17 protein-coding genes and 2 pseudogenes are annotated in these 16,764 nt (G+C 50.6%); 14 read left to right on the top strand and 5 right to left on the bottom strand.

The annotated features are described in order from the left end of the window. The 4 genes from GM154_RS17915 to GM154_RS17900 form a co-directional block, all read left to right on the top strand. A partial coding sequence (locus tag GM154_RS17915; RefSeq protein WP_219652961.1) for a hypothetical protein occupies nucleotides 1-243 on the top strand: 243 nt, incomplete at its 5' end. 122 nt (nucleotides 244-365) lie between these two features. Beyond that, the gene (locus tag GM154_RS17910; RefSeq protein WP_219652960.1) at nucleotides 366-590 is read left to right on the top strand and encodes a hypothetical protein; all 225 of its coding nucleotides are present in this window, start codon (nucleotides 366-368) and stop codon (nucleotides 588-590) included. Between the two features lie 187 nt (nucleotides 591-777). Continuing rightward, nucleotides 778-1,278, top strand: coding sequence for a RadC family protein (locus GM154_RS17905; protein WP_219652959.1), 501 nt, complete (start codon nucleotides 778-780; stop codon nucleotides 1,276-1,278). Between the two features lie 80 nt (nucleotides 1,279-1,358). After that, the gene (locus GM154_RS17900) at nucleotides 1,359-1,634 is read left to right on the top strand and encodes an HU family DNA-binding protein (protein ID WP_219652958.1); all 276 of its coding nucleotides are present in this window, start codon (nucleotides 1,359-1,361) and stop codon (nucleotides 1,632-1,634) included. Between the two features lie 433 nt (nucleotides 1,635-2,067). On the opposite strand, the gene GM154_RS17895 is transcribed toward GM154_RS17900, so the two are convergent. Beyond that, a complete protein-coding gene (locus tag GM154_RS17895) occupies nucleotides 2,068-3,027 on the bottom strand; it encodes an endonuclease (protein ID WP_219652957.1) in 960 nt (319 codons plus the stop codon). Between the two features lie 214 nt (nucleotides 3,028-3,241). Between GM154_RS17895 and GM154_RS17890 the strand changes: the two genes are divergently transcribed. Beyond that, nucleotides 3,242-4,387, top strand: coding sequence for an RNA-guided endonuclease TnpB family protein (locus GM154_RS17890; RefSeq protein WP_219652956.1), 1,146 nt, complete (start codon nucleotides 3,242-3,244; stop codon nucleotides 4,385-4,387). Between the two features lie 42 nt (nucleotides 4,388-4,429). Here the strand turns inward: GM154_RS17890 and GM154_RS17885 are convergent. The 3 genes and pseudogenes from GM154_RS17885 to GM154_RS17880 all read right to left on the bottom strand — a co-directional run. Beyond that, a pseudogene (locus GM154_RS17885) lies at nucleotides 4,430-4,582 on the bottom strand (6-hydroxy-3-succinoylpyridine hydroxylase); the annotation flags it as partial. Between the two features lie 477 nt (nucleotides 4,583-5,059). Further along, nucleotides 5,060-5,188, bottom strand: a pseudogene (locus tag GM154_RS26035) (PIN domain-containing protein); the annotation flags it as partial. Next, nucleotides 5,185-5,652: an excisionase family DNA-binding protein gene (locus tag GM154_RS17880; protein ID WP_219652955.1), complete on the bottom strand. Its 468-nt coding sequence runs from the start codon at nucleotides 5,650-5,652 to the stop codon at nucleotides 5,185-5,187. The pseudogene GM154_RS26035 and the gene GM154_RS17880, both read right to left, overlap by 4 nt. Nucleotides 5,653-6,018: 366 nt before the next feature. On the opposite strand from GM154_RS17880, the gene GM154_RS17875 reads away from it, so the two are divergent. The 5 genes from GM154_RS17875 (at nucleotide 6,019) to trfA (ending at nucleotide 12,139) form a co-directional block, all read left to right on the top strand. Beyond that, nucleotides 6,019-6,912: a hypothetical protein gene (locus GM154_RS17875; protein ID WP_219652954.1), complete on the top strand. Its 894-nt coding sequence runs from the start codon at nucleotides 6,019-6,021 to the stop codon at nucleotides 6,910-6,912. Between the two features lie 244 nt (nucleotides 6,913-7,156). After that, nucleotides 7,157-7,885 carry a hypothetical protein gene (locus GM154_RS17870; RefSeq protein WP_196122350.1) on the top strand — a complete coding sequence of 243 codons (729 nt, stop codon included), beginning with the start codon at nucleotides 7,157-7,159 and terminating at the stop codon, nucleotides 7,883-7,885. 1,648 nt (nucleotides 7,886-9,533) lie between these two features. Further along, entirely contained in the window at nucleotides 9,534-10,331 is a 798-nt protein-coding gene (locus GM154_RS17865; RefSeq protein WP_010799181.1) for a ParA family protein, read from the top strand. Continuing rightward, nucleotides 10,328-11,296, top strand: coding sequence for a ParB/RepB/Spo0J family partition protein (locus GM154_RS17860; RefSeq protein ID WP_196122352.1), 969 nt, complete (start codon nucleotides 10,328-10,330; stop codon nucleotides 11,294-11,296). Before GM154_RS17865 ends, GM154_RS17860 begins: the two co-directional genes overlap by 4 nt. Beyond that, nucleotides 11,297-12,139 (top strand): plasmid replication initiator TrfA, encoded by an 843-nt coding sequence (gene trfA, locus GM154_RS17855; RefSeq protein WP_010799179.1) that lies wholly within the window; start codon nucleotides 11,297-11,299, stop codon nucleotides 12,137-12,139. It begins immediately after the preceding gene. Nucleotides 12,140-13,251: 1,112 nt separating this feature from the next. Here trfA and GM154_RS17850 read toward each other — a convergent pair. Then, nucleotides 13,252-14,160: a ParB/RepB/Spo0J family partition protein gene (locus GM154_RS17850; RefSeq protein WP_219652953.1), complete on the bottom strand. Its 909-nt coding sequence runs from the start codon at nucleotides 14,158-14,160 to the stop codon at nucleotides 13,252-13,254. A 479-nt stretch (nucleotides 14,161-14,639) separates the two neighbouring features. Between GM154_RS17850 and GM154_RS17845 the strand changes: the two genes are divergently transcribed. The 4 genes from GM154_RS17845 (at nucleotide 14,640) to tnpB (ending at nucleotide 16,762) form a co-directional block, all read left to right on the top strand. Beyond that, nucleotides 14,640-14,906 (top strand): hypothetical protein, encoded by a 267-nt coding sequence (locus GM154_RS17845; protein WP_010799177.1) that lies wholly within the window; start codon nucleotides 14,640-14,642, stop codon nucleotides 14,904-14,906. A 672-nt stretch (nucleotides 14,907-15,578) separates the two neighbouring features. Beyond that, a complete protein-coding gene (locus GM154_RS17840) occupies nucleotides 15,579-16,064 on the top strand; it encodes a hypothetical protein (protein ID WP_037031233.1) in 486 nt (161 codons plus the stop codon). An 18-nt stretch (nucleotides 16,065-16,082) separates the two neighbouring features. Further along, complete coding sequence (locus tag GM154_RS17835; RefSeq protein ID WP_010799175.1) at nucleotides 16,083-16,298, top strand: hypothetical protein; 216 nt, start codon at nucleotides 16,083-16,085, stop codon at nucleotides 16,296-16,298. A gap of 104 nt (nucleotides 16,299-16,402) precedes the next feature. Continuing rightward, nucleotides 16,403-16,762 (top strand): IS66 family insertion sequence element accessory protein TnpB, encoded by a 360-nt coding sequence (gene tnpB / locus GM154_RS17830; RefSeq protein WP_225441864.1) that lies wholly within the window; start codon nucleotides 16,403-16,405, stop codon nucleotides 16,760-16,762. Nucleotides 16,763-16,764 lie beyond the last annotated feature (2 nt).

The following is a 16,764-nucleotide window of genomic DNA, read 5'->3' as shown; positions in this document are numbered from 1 at the left end:
GTGGTGTGCTTTGCACCACGCCTGGTATCTGGCATCCAAGCTAGTCAGTCTTTAAGCGCAACGGATCTGATGTCATCAGACTGTCCAAGTGCGCTGGCTGGCATCATTGCCACTAAAGGTCTGGAGTCAGGGTTTGCCGCTTTAGTTCAGAGAAACCTACAAATGGCATGGGATTTCCAAAGCAGACCTTGTCCTGGTTCAAAGTCCTATATGAAAGGTGGCACTCAGGGGAAACTTGGCTAGCTGGCAATAATCCATCTCCTGAACCGTGCGTACCAAAGCAATGTAGGACCACCATCAGCCTAATAGTTGATACGTCTAGAGCTGGAAAAATACTATGTCGCTTTTAAACCCCAGCGCTGGATATGCCGCAAACCATTAAATACAACCTGAACGAGTGTGAGTTCTGCCTTGAGCTCAATATTGGCGGTTTAACCTCTCGAGAAGCCAAGGAAATACTGGCCGCACGCTTGGCTGGACCCGACCGAGAAACAGGCGTTGAGGAGTTAAATGATGCTAACCGAGAAGTGATACTGGATGCTCAGCTTCGGTCGCTTGGAGTGACGATGATTGAGCTTACGGTATATTGAAATTACAGCTTTTTTACTCTCCACGTCATCCCTGTCTAACTCGCGCCATGCCTTGATAACTGTCTGGCATTAACATCCGATAGAATCGCATATGGCGGCCATTGCCCGACGGCTGGTCTCTTGCATCACCCGATTTCGATGAGACGCTGGATTTATAACCTGCGACTGATCGAGGCGCTTCACACCTATGAGTACTCATCAAAAGTTCAAAGCCGGTGAGACGCACGGGACGTATGTTATTGACGGGCCTGTTACCGAGCAGGATATCCTGCAGATGGCCAGAGCTCTGGCGCGTCGGCGCTTCTGTCGGGGGTTGCCCTTCACCGGGACCCGAGAGGTTTTCCCTTATCTGCAAACCCTGTTGGCTGACTATGAGCACGAAGTGTTTGCCACAGTTTTCCTGGATAGCCAGCATCGTTCAATCGCCTACCGCAAGCTGTTTACCGGGACGATTGACCATGTTGCGGTGCCGCCCAGGGAGGTTGTCAAAGCAGCGCTTGTGCACAACGCCGCAGCCGTGATCCTCGTGCATAACCGTCCCTCAGGTGATCCCGAGCCCAGCGAACGCGACTACGACCTTACCCAAGAACTTAGCCGTGCGCTGGATCTGGTCGGTATCCGGACACTTGATCACGTTGTGGTGGCGACCGAGGGCTGCGTGTCGCTGGCCGAGCGAGGCTATCTATAAGCCCTAGGCCAGAGCGGGTTAGTACATTATTTGCGATCAGGCTATCATGGGGGTCCGTTTCTTATCTCTACGGTAGACACATGAACAAATCCGAACTGATCCAGGCCGTCTCCGAAAAAGCAGACCTAAACAAGGCCGTAGCAGAAACAGCCCTGAATTCACTGGTTGAAGTAATCAGCGGTGAGCTGGCTAAAGGCGAGACGGTGGCACTGGTGGGGTTTGGCACGTTTCAGGTCAGCGAACGTGCAGCGCGCAAGGGTCGCAACCCCCAGACCGGACAGGAAATCGATATCGCGGCCAGCAAGAATCCCACCTTCAAGCCCGGCAAAGGTCTAAAGGATGCCGTAAACAGCTGATTATCGTGCTGTCTGAGAAGCCCCGCCCAGCGGGGCTTTTTGTATAGTAAGCGCTAGGAGACCTTCCGAGTCCTCTCGGACGTCATCTCGCCTAGACATATTTCCCGATCCTCATTGCGAGACAGGCCTCCACTCATCAACGTGTAGTAGGCCTCGCAATTGTCGTCTCTAAACTTCAACTAAGCTCGTTGGCTTTGCCTTAAACTCTGGCTTAGCTCTTTTCTGGGTACGAGTCCGCCATCAAAGCCACCCGAGTCAATCTTGTGCATGATGTCGCGATAGGTTCTATTGAGTTTCGCATCAACTGACTCCTCGGGACCAGGCGTAACACAGGGCTCCTTGCATCGCTCCTGCGCTTGTGCCTGAAAGACGATGCCCGCTATAGCGATCAGGGCCAGAAGGGCCTGCTTTACTCGTATGGATCGATGTCTTGTCACTTGCAGTTACCTGCCTTTCGATATCCAGCCGCCTGCGCCTCAGCTTCGGAGCTGAACGGTACCTGATTCTTGGCCGAGACCTTGGTATAGCTTGGGCATCCCTGAGGCAAATGATAGATGTGGCTATTCTTGTTACCAATAATGGTCTCAGACGATACAGAGTTGCCAGTAGTAGCCGGCTGGGCAGCCTTCTGATTTCGTGCCGGAATCGGGCTGACGATACCCTCCCCTATCGGCTTGTACCCCAGGGTCCATTGGCGCTCACCGGTTACGAACGGGTTGTGGTGGCCCATCACTGCGGCAATACGGTTATCCCGCTCCTTTTCCCAGGCGGTAACGGGATACTGCCTGTCCCAGGCCATGAGGAGCTGCTGTTGCTGGCGCGACATGGAAAGATCATACCGATCGTACATGTAGAACGTTACCCGAGCCGTCAGGCCCTTGACCTCATCGCGGGGCTCAGCTGAGCGACCGGCAAAGTCGACTTTCGTCTTGCACTGCCCATACTGCGGTGCCACACCGCTCACCATGCCGTACTGGTAGTTGCTGCGATCGCCATTGACCTCGCCCACCGAGGGGTAGAGGTTGAAGATATCCGCTTCCATGGCGCGAAAGACCGGATCGTCCGCAACACAGTTCTTGCGCCCGCCGTTCTGCCAGCACTGGCGCTGGTGACCAAAGATCCAGGCGGGGACGATATGCTCCCACTCGATGCGCTCGGCCCGGTTCTGCTGGGAGCGTGTTTGATAGCCACAGGACGCCAGGTCAATGCGTCCACCCGACTTGCCGGTCCAGGTCCAGTGACAGCCGCAATACAGCTCACCTTGAGCGCTGCTGCCCTGGTCGAAATAGACCTTTTGCTTGGCCACAACCTTAGCCTCGGTAAAAGTAGCGGGTGGTTCGGCCTGAACGGCAAAGGGTAAGAGCAAAGCAAGGAAGAGCAGGACTTTTTTCATTACAGTATGCAGGGCAAACGAGACGGACCGGCATTATAGAGGGTGGTCAGGGATTATGCTGGCGGGAAGGTCTCTCTGCGATCATCAGTCTTGCGCGAGATACCCCGTACTTCTAGTGCGGAGAGGGATAGCGCGGCGCGCAAAGCGTGCCCTTTTATCGCTTCCTGCTAAGGGCCAATTTCTATCTCACACTAGGTTTTGTATGTTGTAAGGCATGACTAAACGCGCCTACAGATACCGGTTCTACCCAACGCTTGAACAAGCAGAGCTGCTTGCAAAGACGTTTGGCTGCGTGCGTTTGGTCTATAACACCCTGCTGCGCTGGCGTACCGATGCGTTCCATAAGGAACAGCAGAAAATCGGCTATGCCGCTGCTAGTGCCTACCTGACCGCACTCAAGAAGCAGCCGGAACTGGCGTTCCTGAATGAGGTTTCCTGCGTCCCTCTTCAACAATCCCTGCGCCACCAGCAGACTGCGTTCAAGAACTTTTTTGAAGGACGGGCCAGGTACCCCACCTTCAAGAAAAAGCGAAACCATCAATCGGCAGAGTTTACGGCATCAGCATTCAAGTATCAGGATGGCAAATTATACTTGGCCAAGAGCACCGAGCCATTGGCGATCAGATGGAGTCGTGCTCTGCCGTCAGCCCCTTCTACCGTGACGGTTTCAAGGGATGCAGCTGGGCGCTATTTCGTCTCGTGCCTGTGTGAATTCGAACCTCAAGCCTTGCCGGTCACGCCGAAAATGATCGGCATCGACATGGGCTTGAAAGACCTGTTTGTACCCTCCGAAGGCGAGCCGGTTGCCAATGCTCGCCATACAGCCAAATACGCCTCCCGGCTGGCGTTGGCGCAGCGCCGTCTGAGCCGTAAAAAGCTCGGCTCTGCCAATCGAGCCAGGGCCCGCCAGAAGGTTGCGAGGATTCACGCCAGGATCGCTGATTGCCGACTCGACGGCTTGCACAAGCTGTCACGCAGACTGATTAACGAAAACCAAGTGGTCTGTGTCGAAACTCTTGCTGTAAAAAACATGATCAGAAATCCCAGACTGAGCAAAGCCATCGCCGACGCGGGTTGGGGTGAACTGGTCCGCCAGCTGCAATACAAGAGCGCCTGGGCAGGCAGGCGAGTGGTCGCCATAGACCGCTGGTTTCCAAGCTCAAAGCGTTGTTCTGGCTGTGGGTTTGTAATGGACCTGATGCCGCTTAGCGTCCGCTCGTGGATTTGCCCTCAATGCAAGGCAGAACATGACCGCGACGTGAATGCCGCACTTAATATCAAAGCGGCCGGGCTGGCCGTGTTAGCCCTTGGAGCGAATGTAAGCGGCAGAGGTCAAGTACCTGTGTCCTGTTCGCAGTGAATTGGGAATCCCCGTCCTTCAGGGCGGGGAGCAGTCAATCTTGAGCAAAGCAGACGGCAAGATTTGCTTTTCGAAAAGGGCAAGCAGGTCAAGCCACTTATAAGCCGTACCCTTCAGGCAGCCATAATAAAAATTATAGCCATCAACATAAACCCGAGTACGTAGAGGCCCTGAGGGAGGAAGCAATCCCGGCATGTTCATACTCCATAAACGAAAAAACCGGCTAAAGCCGGCTTTTTCCCCCTCAAATCAGATGGTCAAGCCACACCGATCATGAGGGTTAGTTGTTAAACTGATTATGCCATTCTGATTACAGAATACAAGGACTTTTTAAGGACTATTTAGGGCCTCGGACTGCCAACGAAGGCAGCGCTCAATTAGAGAAATCCCCCGCTATGGTCAATCTGGTGGCATAACGTACTGTTAAAGTCCAGCTAGATGCTTCGACCTCTAAATAAGGCCTAATGACGTTTTCATCGCTATTAAGCGTTAGGGCGTCTCATGATGAGACACACCAAAATTTTACCTTTAGCAGCGGCTACTTCTGGTCAAACCTGTGTCAGTAAATGGGCGAAGCGCTGCAGACGCTCGCTGGCCAGCTGCATATCCTATGGTCCATAGCCAGCGGCGGCCAGGTTGGCTGTCACCTTGTCGATCTCTGTCTAACTGGCGTTTATGAGTCGCATGGCTCCTTCGGGCCCGAAACTGGCCAGACAAACCTAGCCACATAAGTAAATCTCAAAGTAGCGCAGGGTACAAAACACATGCGTCGTAAACAGCTGTAAAGGGGGAATGCCTCATTCGTAAGCCATGCCTGGCTCTTGGGACTGCTGGGCAAGTTCGGCCATCGCCTGCTCACTGGCACGCTCACGTGTTTCCTTGTAGTGCATCAAGTCGGTAAACCTCACCCTACGGTGCTTGCCGGTCCGATGATAGGCTAAGACGCCCTCTTCAAGCAGCTTGACTAAATGAGGGCGGGACACATTAAGTAGATCCGCAGCCTCTTGAGTTGTCATTTCCGCATGAACAGGTACCACCTTCACGGCGTTTCCATCAGCGAGTTCTGCCAGAATGTCTACCAGCAGGCGCAGCGCCGAAGTAGGCAGCTCGACCTGATGCGCCTGTTTCTGATCATCAAAGATCTGAATGTGTTGCGTCTCGAACTGGATTGCCAAGTAGGGCGCCAAGGCATGATGACCCTGCACGGCCGCCCTTACCTCGCCCTCGGTGGGCATAGTCATCTTGGATTGAGCTATAGTGACCATAAATGGCTCCTCTACAAAAGCATTCTGCACACTTCAGATTAAACGAGATAATCAAGGCAAAGGATGCGCTTGAGCATATGCCTACTACTTACATACCTGCAACTACAGGTACGCAACCGAGGTGTTGTCGTATAGCACTACTATCCGCTTTACGAGGAGATAACCTCGAGAAGCAGTAGCGAACCTATAAAACCCTCAGCCTAAGATGTTGTGGCCCTTTCCAACTGTCTCTGACCGGTTTTCCAAATGAGCATAGAAACCCATATATTCCCTCAAGCCTGGGAGGAGCACCTAACTGAAGAGGCTCCTGTTAGCAGATAAAACACCACTCTGCCTACCGGCGCACATACGCTGGGCTTTAAAGACATGTCCTTCGAGCAGTTTGAGCAGTTCTGCTGGTGGCTTTTGAGAAGAGATCACGATCTGGTTGGCTGTCAGCGACTAGGGCAGATGGGAGCTAAATCTCAACAGGGTATCGATCTCTTTGCCTTTGAACGTAGCCGTCCGGATCAGCTTCATGTTTTTGAATGTAAATGCAGACGTAGTTTTTCAGGTAAAGAGCTTCTGTCTGCGGTTGACACTTTTTTAGCAGGCGAGTGGGCGAATCGTGCCCGTAAATATACCCTAATACTGGCGCAAGACGGTCTTCAATCGCTTTCTGATTACTGGCTAGAGGCTAATCGAAAACTTCATGGAAAAGGCATCGAGGGTGATATCTGGACGGCCGAACACCTTACAGAAAGACTTCAGGATGCACCTGACGTGCTGTTGAAGTTTTTCCCTGGAGCAGATAGGCAGCAATTCGGTAACGCCTGGATGGCAAAGGTGGGCTTCACAGAGAAACTTCTAAAAGCCATCACAGATCCACGGCCTGAAATTGCAAATCTGGCAAATGATTATCTAGTTCACGCTAACCTAAAATCGAGCGAACTTGAGACACACTATTCTGATGAAAAGCACTGGTCTATCAAGCAACCCTTTATAGATCTGTCGTCGTTTCTCCCAGCACCCGATCAGTATCCAGGCTCAGCTGCAGTCTCCATTAAGCTCCCTAGTACCGGAGGCGTGACCGTAGTTCTTGATCAAAGATGGCTTCTTACTCATTTCTTGGGTAACAATGGCGAGCCGGTCTCTACCAAGACGAGGCCCTTTTACCGAGGGACCTACGGGCTGGGTCAGTTCAAGCACATTGTTGATCTCAACAATTGTCAGTTTCATGTTTCAGATCAGGTGCTTCAAGAGATAGTAGGGGATAGCTGATCGACTTTCTGATACCTATCTCAATGCTCTTCGCAACCTTGAAGCTGGGTTGAAAGCAAACAATTTCCCCGTGGTGCAAAGACATAGCACCCAGTTTGTACTATGCGTTGTTGAGAAGGACGTATGGGATGTACTCATAAGCTTCGCTAATGCTCATGACACAGACAACGGCAACACCACATGGCATATATTTCACAGGGCCTTTAACCGGCTAATGCCCTACTCTCCCTCAGGGTACAGGGCCATGTTATTTGGAGAGTCTGTTGAAGAGCTGTGTGATGACCATGAGATAGCGATACTTTGGAACGCGTCCAGCTACCTTTCCTCTTCTGACAATGTTACCTGGTCCTGCCAGGAGTGCTATCAATGGTTGACACAGTCTCTGCTTCCCGCTGCAGGGCATTGGCATGCGAAGCGAAGCCTGAAATGGCGAAGAGCCTGTTTTAGCCCAATCAAAACCTATCTGAACTTTAAGGAAACTGTTTCCTATTACAGCGGGCCCGAAGCATTTAAAACGGTGCAGCATACGGCCTTGCTCGACAATCACCGCTATAGAGAGATCGGTCTTGTCGCAACGGTGAGTATCTTGCAGGCGTTTTTTAACAGTGGCTGGGTTAGCGATCGAGCCTATTTCGATGCGGGCCAATTATCTGCCTTGTATAGGACACTACTGATCCTCTTGCCAGCACAGCGTGGACATCCCAGCTATATCTGCGCAAAATTAAATCTCAGCGCAAACTATCCTAATCATCTAGAGTTGGCACAGGCTGTCGAAGCGCTAATGGTTGAAGTCAAACCCTGTACCGATACTCACCTCATCGATAATGTGATGCGCGCTATGCTGGAAACACTTGATGGTGACGCCAGTTGGGTGTCTGCAGCTGATCAAGAACGTATCTTTGGAGCTTTGTTTCCCTTCATGATCTTTCATGACCAGAAGCAGTTGATTAATCGCCACAGCCTTTATCTTTAAGCGATACGGCAAATCTCCTTCGATGAATTAAAGTGTCTCATCATGAGACACTTTTTAGATCAAGTGCTAGCCACCAGCATCTTTCTCACAAATGGCGTTTGGCCTCGCTTTCAAGATGACGCCTAGCCTTCCTACAGTGGTCTCGTCTGCTGCTCACATCATTGCCTTTACTGCTGAAAACCGGCGCCTCCCCAGTGCCTGCAAAATAGCCGAGGCTCCATAGGGTATCATGTTGACAGGCGGTGGCGATTGGCTCAGAGCGCAAGTGCTTAATGTGCCTACTCGAAGCCCCATTTCCGGAGCGTAAAGCGGAGAGAGTGAGCAGGTCAAACACAAGGGCCGCTGTTTCAAGGAGTGGGACAGCCACGGTCTGGCAGGATACAAATTCCGCTCTGCCTCGCTCCTTTAGGACGCCCGCGAACGCTGGTACTTCAATGTAGTGGTTGATGCCGATAGCAAGCCAGGTCTTGGAAAGGGTTAGGTAGGCGTCGACCTTGGTCTGAAACAGATTGCGAAAATTCAGCGATGGCAGCAACCTTGAGAATCGGCAGTTCTAGTGTGATCTAGGGCCAAAGCTTGCCTCGCCCAACACAGCCAAAACAGGAAACGTATCAATACTATTCACGCCAGGATCGCCACCCGGCGCAATAATGCGCTGCACCAGTTCAGCCGCAAGTTGGTAAACAGCTACGGCACCATCATCGTGGGCGACTCAAGCCCTTCGAAACTCGCCAAAACCAAGATGCCAAGTCAGTGCTGGATGCTGGCTGGACAATGCTGGAATGCAAGTCCGCTCCCGCAGGTATTGTTTTCAAGGAAGTAGCCGAGGCATACACCGCTTGTACCTGCTCAGCTTGCGGCATCCCGACAGGTGTCAAAGAGCGTCTATAAGAGAATAGGTTTGCAGCAAGTACAGTATCGGTTACGACCGCGATATAAACGCAGCCAGGATTATTTCTGCGCTCGGGCAGAAGCGCCTATCAGCGGGATACCTGTCTTTTTAGAGCACCGAGGATACCACCCGACCTATAAGAATGGGACTCATGATAGCCCGTTACTATCATAGATATGCCCTTCATTTCTTCAACTCAGCAGCGAGACTTCTAAAATCTCACAAGGCTGCCTCAGAAATTTCTCAAAGTATTCTAGTATTGATACCAATCGAAGAATTAAGCATCACATCGTAAGCCTTGTAGTTTTAACGGCCTTTACACAGAGTGTCTCATCATGAGACACCAACGATGTCATTCCCCTTGAGCATAATTGAGAGCGCAGCCTAGCTACTACATATGTGAGATTTTCTACAGTCGTTCATGTGTCTCATGATGAGAGACTTAGACTTCATATAGACCTGAGCCCAGGATGGAAGGAACAGAGCTGCGGTGGTTATGCCAAATGTGAGATTAGGCGTAAGGGGGTGAGGAACCATACAAGTGTCTCATGATGAGACACCTCCAAACCAAGGTCTAGAAGGAGACTCAACTCGATCTCTTTAAGCGATCTGCTCTAAAAAATACCACATCGCCTAAATTTTTTAGCTGATCATAAGTATACTTAAGCCGCTTAGGCCTATGAGAAAGGCATAAATGTCTCATCATGAGACACCTATTTTCAGCTTCATTCTGAAGCGAAGGGGGGATGGAAGACGATGGATTCATCAAAAGCGACCGTAATTGCTGTAGCCAATCACAAGGGCGGGTGTGGCAAAACAACGACCTGTATAAACCTGGCCGATAATCTAGCCCAGATGGGTAAGACCGTTCTGGTTATCGACATGGATCCACAGGCCAACTCAAGCCTGCATATCGGAATGAACCACCCTGCCGAGATACGCTATACGGCCGCTGAGATGCTGCTAAATCTTGAGCTCCCACTTCAGGCTTTCATTCATACCGATACTCGCGTTGAAGGCGTAGCGCTGATCTATGGGTCAATGGGATTAGAGACTATTGGGGACACGCTTAAGAATAGTCATCCACGTCCGAATGAGGTGTTGCGGGCCCGGCTTGAGCCGCTGCTGGAGCACGTCGACTACATCATTATCGACTGCCCTCCTTCGCTACAGATTCTCACCATGAATGCGTTGGCTGCATCGACTCATTATCTAGTCCCGCTGGAATCAGGTGCGCCTTATGGAGCCTATGGGCTAAGTGACCTTAACAAGCGGGTAGGGCAGATCAAGCTGATTAATCCCACGCTCGAATTCTTGGGCGCCCTGCTTATCTGGCATGACGACAGGTTAAGCCTGTGTCGCCAGAACGAAGAAGATGCAGCCAAGATGTTTGGCAAGGTCATCCCGATCAAGATCGGGACATCCTCAAAGATCAACCAGTCAGCTGCCGTCAAGGTACCGCTGCGCCTCATCGACAAGAACAACCACATTGCAAAGCAGTACAAGGAACTGGCTGAGCATATTGATAGTGTTGTAACCAAGGAGTATGCATGATGCCCGCACAAAACAAGCAAAAGGAACAGAAGCCGACCGAGGCCAAGGCCGGTAATGCCAAGCCGGGGCGCTTGAATGCTTTCATGGTCCAAAATGCTTTCTCAGCCAATTTCCAGGAGCATCAGCAAAAGCAGCTTGTAGGCAATCCCTTGTCGGGCCGTACAATCAGGTCTATTGAGGTTGACCAGATCACCTCTAGCCCCTATCAGCCTCGCCTGGAATTCGATGAGACCTATATTGAAGAGCTGGCTCGATCCATTGAAGAAAATGGTCTGATTGAAGTCATCAAGGTTCGTCCCGTGCCCACCGGGTACGAGCTGGTGGCAGGTGAGTGCCGGCTTCTCGCACACAAGAAGCTGGGCCTTAAGACCATCGATGCAGAAATAGTACAGATCTCTGACGCCGAATCTGCTGTCCAGGCACTGGCAGAAAATATCCATCGTAAGAACCTCAGCGACCTGGAAATCTATCTCTCGCTTGATCGCTTTGAAGGCGCCTTTTCTACCGCCAAGCAGGTCGCATCACTGCTTGAAATGAGCCGTGCCCATTTCTATCGGATCAAGGCGTTTGAAAAGCTTCCCAAGCCTGTTATTGATCTCCTCAAGACCAAACCCAGACTAGTCTCTGCGCTTTCGGCTGCCACTGTTGCCAAAACCATCGGTACACTGTCCGACGAAGGTGTGTCCAAGGCTGAAATTGAAAAGGCGCTGATCGTGGGGGTGCGGGACATGATCAGTGATGAAAAGAAAGTACCCAACCTCTCAGCGTTTCTGACCAAAAAACTGGCTCAGAAACCTCAAAAGTCCCCCGCAGAAAAGGAAGAGATCATTGTAGGTCACAAGCCTGTTGCGGTATTCGAGCGCAAGGACAAGTACCTGCAGGTACGCTTGGACAGCCAGACGTACAGTCCCGAAAAGGAAGAAAAGCTTAAGGCATTCCTCGAGCAGCTAGCACTGGAGGCGTAGATGACTGAGGAGGGCAAAAAGCGAGGCAGGGGTCTGGCCAATATCAAGGCCAGAGCTGAGGCGGTCGAGGCACAGAAATCGTTGCAGCTACCGCTTTGGGCAGAGCCCCTACGCAGTGCTCCAAATGAAATCCTACGCACCGCGCTGTTTACTGCGCGCAATAAAAAGCACCCCAGAGTCTATATCTCCAACCAGATTCTCTCCTATGGACAGACGGCTGTGTTCTATAAGGGTGAGGAGCTGCGTCAGGATGATCTGGACGTATGGCTTCAGATCCTGCACATGAGCAGAGGAAAGGAGCTGGGCAAACCGATCGAGTTTACCTTTTCTGAAATCAAGAAGGCGCTTGGCTGGGGATACGGTAAGTACTATACGCAGCGCCTGATCGAAATCCTGGATCGACTCTCCGCTACCACCGTCAGGATTGAATCCACCCGGCTCAAATCAGGTAAAGGGATGTCGCTGGTTAGAAGCTTTATCTATCAGACTCCTGACAACGAGGTTTCAGATGTCTGGTCCGTCGAAATCGAACCGGAGATGGGCGTGCTGTTTGGTATAGACGGTGCCTATAGTACCCGGCTGGAATGGCAGCAACGGTTGAACCTGGGGCCATTGGCAAAGTGGCTGCACGGCTTTTACAACTCCCACAGGGACCCGTATCCGCTGCACTTTGAGATGCTGCTTGAGGTATCTGGGAGCAGCGCAGCGCAAAAGTCCAAGGCCAAGCAGATGGTCAAGGATGCCCTTGAGGAACTGATAGAAGTTGGCTTTCTCAAGGAGATGAAGATTGACGCCAAGGGAATGGTCACTGTGGTCAAGGCAAAGGGCGCTGCTACGGTTTAGCTACTTCCCTCGTTGTAGATCAGGCGGCGTTGAAGCCGCTTTTTTTGCCTGTGTATCAGCAGCTGAAAATGAGGTATAGCCAAAAAGAGCCTCTACCTCATTTTTAGGTTTTGTCGCTTTATCACCGATACCGCTAGCCAACCCTGGGATAGATATCACCAAGGGGCGGGGTCTCCTACCTAAAAATGAGGTATGGATGAGCCGTTTAGAGCAGCTATTAGAAAGGCCTTGTGGGGAGACACAACAGCTCTATCTGCTGCACCTGAAAATGAGGTATTTCTCTGCCAATGGTTAAAACAAAAGTTCTCCGCCTAAAAATGAGGTATTGGCTTCGCGCTTATGCGTGGTTGTATTAAAAGCAGCGAAAATCCTTAAAAAGAGGTCTTCGACCTGAAAATGAGGTATGCACGTTTGTAGTGCACCGCCTTCTAGCACAGACCTAAAAATGAGGTAGGAAAGAAAACGGATGGAAAAGGGCAAGGTAAGAACAGATTTGAAATCACAGCTCGATGACAGCCTGAAAGGGGAGGGGAGACCTAAGTCGATTTGATTTTCAGGCGTACCTCATTTTTAGGTGCAAGAGGAGGGGCTAGCAAGACGCGATAATCTACTATGGCCAGAAACCAATAAATACTTATATATCAATCACTTATTAGAGTTTTATACCTCATATTGAGATCAGATACCTCATTTTCAGATCGAGATACCTCATTTTTAGGTCTGCTCAAAAGTAGCATTTGGCAGCATTTTTCCGCTCTGTAAGCCTTGAAAATCAAGGATTTAGGAAAAAAGGAGCTAAAACAGGCCCGCCATGTACCTCATTTTGAGGAACAAATACCTCATTTTGAGGCGGATATACCTCATTTTGAGGAATAGATACCTCAAATTGAGGTACAGCATCCTCCAAAAATATTGTTTAAAATCAGTTAGTTAAAGCATTTAATCACAGGCCTTAACCGTTCTTTAACCATCTTTAACCGCTCTTTAACCTACAAAGGGTTCTGTAAAGAAAAGCTTAAAGCAGTGCGCACTGTGCTAACACGATCTAACGCCTCCCCGTAAAGCGCCGATGTTTTAGCTATAAAACACCGGCGATCCATTTGAGTGGCACGTTACGTCAGCGCCGAGGCTAACCGCTGTTTTAGTTCATCTTCGGAAAATCTGGAGACCACATCGCTTGGAAACAAGATCTGCACGGCTCCCTTGGTTGTTCGCCTGAGCGAAAATATTTTGCTTCCTGTCTCATTAAAAACAGCCGATCCGGTGTTTCGAGTATACGGATTACGGGCTTTGGCAACGGCTCTCACCAGTTTCTTCGCACCCATCTCACCTGAGGCGATTTTTGGGGCAAGCGCAATGAGGGGCTCATAATTGTTCTTGTCTTCTGACAGGCTCAATAGAGCACGAGCTGTATGGATGCCAACCTTTGTAAACGTACCAATGGCCTGGGAGACAGGCTCAGGAATTCGGGTATAGACAAGAATATTGGTGAGTGCCGAACGATCAATCCCCAGATGAATAGCCAGCGAGGCCTGGCTGGGAAAGATGCCTCTATCCAATACCTTTTTGTAACTGAGGGCTTTGGCCCAACTGGAGATATCCTGGCGGTGTTCGTTCTCGATCACCATCTGCTGATACGCATCCTGATCATTCAGGTCGCGTACAAAGGCCTTAACCTGTATTCCAAGGTCTTTACATATTTTCAAGCGTCTGCGCCCGTAGATAAGTTCGAAGCGTCCTGCAGAGGCCTGACGAACCAGAATTGGGATGGATTGCCCATGATGGGCGATGCTATTCATGAGTTCGGACAGGTCTCCAAACTCTTCTATTGGTCGATCCACCAGTTCCCATTCATCGATGAGATCCGGATCCAAATCAATGACCTGGTTAAGCGAAATGGAGTCTTTCTTTATCTCCGGAAGAGGGGAGGGCGCCTGTGTAGTGCCCAGGTGTTGCTCTCGGCTCTTTGCAAGAAAAGAAACGTGGCCTTCGGATTTCGATGTCATGGTGCCTCCTGGCATGGAGATACAGATCAGCTGTCAGAAACAAGGCCTACAATGAGCGACCCTAAAGCACGAGGATCTCCCACGTCGGCAACTGAAGTTATGTGCCAGAAGACTTTAACGCAGGTTATAGGCGAGCTAGGGCCGTGGTTGCTACCCGCGCGGGTAGGGAGTAGCCGGATTGACCCTACTTATTTGTCTTGACAACGATTGATAGATCTGAATTAAACGCTTGATGCCTCATTTGTTATTCTACCTACGATAATCTGGACATCTATCCTGGAGGACGGAAGACACTTTGCGATTTATTGATGCAGTCCTGTCACTGGCACTCATAGCGGAAATACATGGTACAGACCGGGCGGTAGCTGAGGCAGCCAAACGCTTCTCCAAACAACTGCCCAGACGTTACCGGCAGTACATGTTTGACGTCATGAACAGTCCTTCGCCGCTTCGCCATGTAAGGCTATTCATTAGCACCCTGCCAGAGGATGTCTTTGATTCGCCAAGCCAGATCAGAGGTGAAGAATAAGGAATTAGGTCCGTTACAAACCTGTTGGGAAATTGGCCTGCACATTATTGAATTCGATCCTGGCCAAGTCGCTCCACGCGTATTTGCCAAGGACTTTGACGAGCATAAGCTGCAAGTTTCTTATCAGGAATTTTCAATTTGGAACGCAGTGCGTACCGAATTGAGCTGGACTTATTTTCTGCTTACAAAAAATCGCGTCGGCTGTGAGTTGTCCCATCCTCAATGGGAATGAGCAGCTCTTTGCCAGCAAATACAAATTGTTGCTTCCTAATGAAGATAAATCACGAGCAGAGCTTGACCGGTGTAGCAGTGGTAGTGGGGTTGAAAGGGGGAAAAGGAAGCCTTTCCTTTGCCTTATCTTGATAGGCGGCTTATCTCCATTGGTTTTATATGCAATGGCAGCAGGGGAGTGCATCCTCTATAGACTTCAATATTGCCAATATCTAGGCGACCCTGAACACGTTTTGTAGGGGTAGCGGGTAGGCTGGAGGGAACGAGCGAAGAACCAGACTACGATGTACAGTCTGTACATCGATCGTTCCGATGTCCTTTGAGAAAATACATTCTGTACATTGTAATACCAGCCCGTATGAGCCTATCTCCCATTAGCCTCCTTCTGACACATCCCACATGAGCCTTTTTCCTTCCTTTTTCCTTTTCTTTTCCTTGGTCTTTCCTTCTTTAGGGGTGGCTGGTTGGGGAGGGGGTTTTTCGATGTATAAGATGTACGGCTGGTATTATGAATGTATAGAATGTACAAAGTGACCAGACTCAATACTACTACCTTATCCGCTGTAGATTCTGGTTCATCCTGCACATCCTTTTATACGAGTTTTGAAATAGCTCGCGCGCGGGGGTTTTGTGCTAAACAACAGGTGTTTAAAGTACGAAAATGACCCTACGCATGTCATACCCCACGATAATGCTATTTCATGTGACCTCGATTGAAAGGGCGCGAAGTATTATTGCCTCCCAGCAGTTCAAGCCGGCAGACCATGCACCTCATTTATCCGATTCAGGCTTGAACGCAGGCATTGTTGGCGAACTGCTAGCAAGCCAGCAATACGAGCACTATGGTGCAAAATTGATAATGGAATGGTCAGGCCCCGTTATTAATGGTGCAATCAGTGACAACCCATTCCCTTTGCCTATAGATACCTTGTACAACGCTCTACCATGGCGTGTTGTTGTTTCTCAGGGTACAACTCAATACCTAAGAGCAGTCGACATCCAGTGTTCTGATCAGGCATTGATGGAAGACGCAAGACATCCCTGGTATTGCCTTACCGAGGGGATGCAGGAGCGATGGAGGCTTAGTGAACTCAAAAAGCGCAGAGATAGCATCAAGCGGCTGGTCAAAGATAAACCCAGCATCTGCGTCAAACCCTAGCGCAAAGGATAACGACTTATGGGTCTATCATTAAGCAAGCGTATCGCACTCTCTCGCGACCTACGCAAAGTAGGCGTAGCGGGCATTTCCATTGGCATCATCAGTCCGTTGTTTGCCAGCCAGCTTGCTGAAGTCGGTCTTGGCTCGTATTGGATCTCGGGCCTGGCACTGGCCTTAGGACTGGTGGCATGGATAGCGGGGTTAGCACTCACGCCTTCTACGGAACAGGTCTGAACAGAACGGCTAAAGCTTCGTAAGCGCTCCATGAACCACACATTCAAAGCGGTTAGCTGATCCCCGATGCTGTGCTCCCGATTTATTTCTGGAGCCCGCACGCCATGATGCGTCCCGACGCCAAAGTCGAAAAAGTCTACCTTTACCCCAAGCCAGTCGACTTCCGAAAGTCCATTGACGGTCTGGCCGCGCTGGTCGAACTGGACATCAAAGTGGCGGTGTTCGACCCCGTGCTCTTCGTGTTTCTCAACAAAACGCGCAACCGCGTGAAGATTCTGTACTGGGAGCGAAACGGCTTCTGTCTTTGGCTCAAGCGTCTCGACTCGGAGCGTTTCAAAACATCGCCTGACCCCACTGACGAGGCCATTATCCTGACCGTTCAGGAACTCAATTGGCTACTCGACGGCTTCGACCTCTGGCGCAACCGCCCCCATCAAGTTCTGACGCCTCGCTACGTCGCCTGATT

The organism is Pseudomonas sp. MAG002Y (genome assembly GCF_019400845.1).
GTDB lineage: Bacteria > Pseudomonadota > Gammaproteobacteria > Pseudomonadales > Pseudomonadaceae > Chryseomonas > Chryseomonas luteola.
The sequence above is the reverse complement of the archived record's forward strand: the minus strand, read 5'-3'. Positions and strand labels throughout refer to the sequence as shown.

Bases quoted from the DNA above. Each gene is read 5' to 3' on its own strand.
- GM154_RS17910 (WP_219652960.1), top strand. From the start codon at position 366: ATGCCGCAAACCATTAAATACAACCTGAACGAGTGTGAGTTCTGCCTT.
- GM154_RS17905 (WP_219652959.1), top strand. From the start codon at position 778: ATGAGTACTCATCAAAAGTTCAAAGCCGGTGAGACGCACGGGACGTAT.
- GM154_RS17900 (WP_219652958.1), top strand. From the start codon at position 1,359: ATGAACAAATCCGAACTGATCCAGGCCGTCTCCGAAAAAGCAGACCTA.
- GM154_RS17895 (WP_219652957.1), bottom strand. From the start codon at position 3,027: ATGAAAAAAGTCCTGCTCTTCCTTGCTTTGCTCTTACCCTTTGCCGTT.
- GM154_RS17890 (WP_219652956.1), top strand. From the start codon at position 3,242: ATGACTAAACGCGCCTACAGATACCGGTTCTACCCAACGCTTGAACAA.
- GM154_RS17880 (WP_219652955.1), bottom strand. From the start codon at position 5,652: ATGGTCACTATAGCTCAATCCAAGATGACTATGCCCACCGAGGGCGAG.
- GM154_RS17875 (WP_219652954.1), top strand. From the start codon at position 6,019: ATGTCCTTCGAGCAGTTTGAGCAGTTCTGCTGGTGGCTTTTGAGAAGA.
- GM154_RS17870 (WP_196122350.1), top strand. From the start codon at position 7,157: ATGTTATTTGGAGAGTCTGTTGAAGAGCTGTGTGATGACCATGAGATA.
- GM154_RS17865 (WP_010799181.1), top strand. From the start codon at position 9,534: ATGGATTCATCAAAAGCGACCGTAATTGCTGTAGCCAATCACAAGGGC.
- GM154_RS17860 (WP_196122352.1), top strand. From the start codon at position 10,328: ATGATGCCCGCACAAAACAAGCAAAAGGAACAGAAGCCGACCGAGGCC.
- trfA (WP_010799179.1), top strand. From the start codon at position 11,297: ATGACTGAGGAGGGCAAAAAGCGAGGCAGGGGTCTGGCCAATATCAAG.
- GM154_RS17850 (WP_219652953.1), bottom strand. From the start codon at position 14,160: ATGCCAGGAGGCACCATGACATCGAAATCCGAAGGCCACGTTTCTTTT.
- GM154_RS17840 (WP_037031233.1), top strand. From the start codon at position 15,579: ATGTCATACCCCACGATAATGCTATTTCATGTGACCTCGATTGAAAGG.
- GM154_RS17835 (WP_010799175.1), top strand. From the start codon at position 16,083: ATGGGTCTATCATTAAGCAAGCGTATCGCACTCTCTCGCGACCTACGC.
- tnpB (WP_225441864.1), top strand. From the start codon at position 16,403: ATGATGCGTCCCGACGCCAAAGTCGAAAAAGTCTACCTTTACCCCAAG.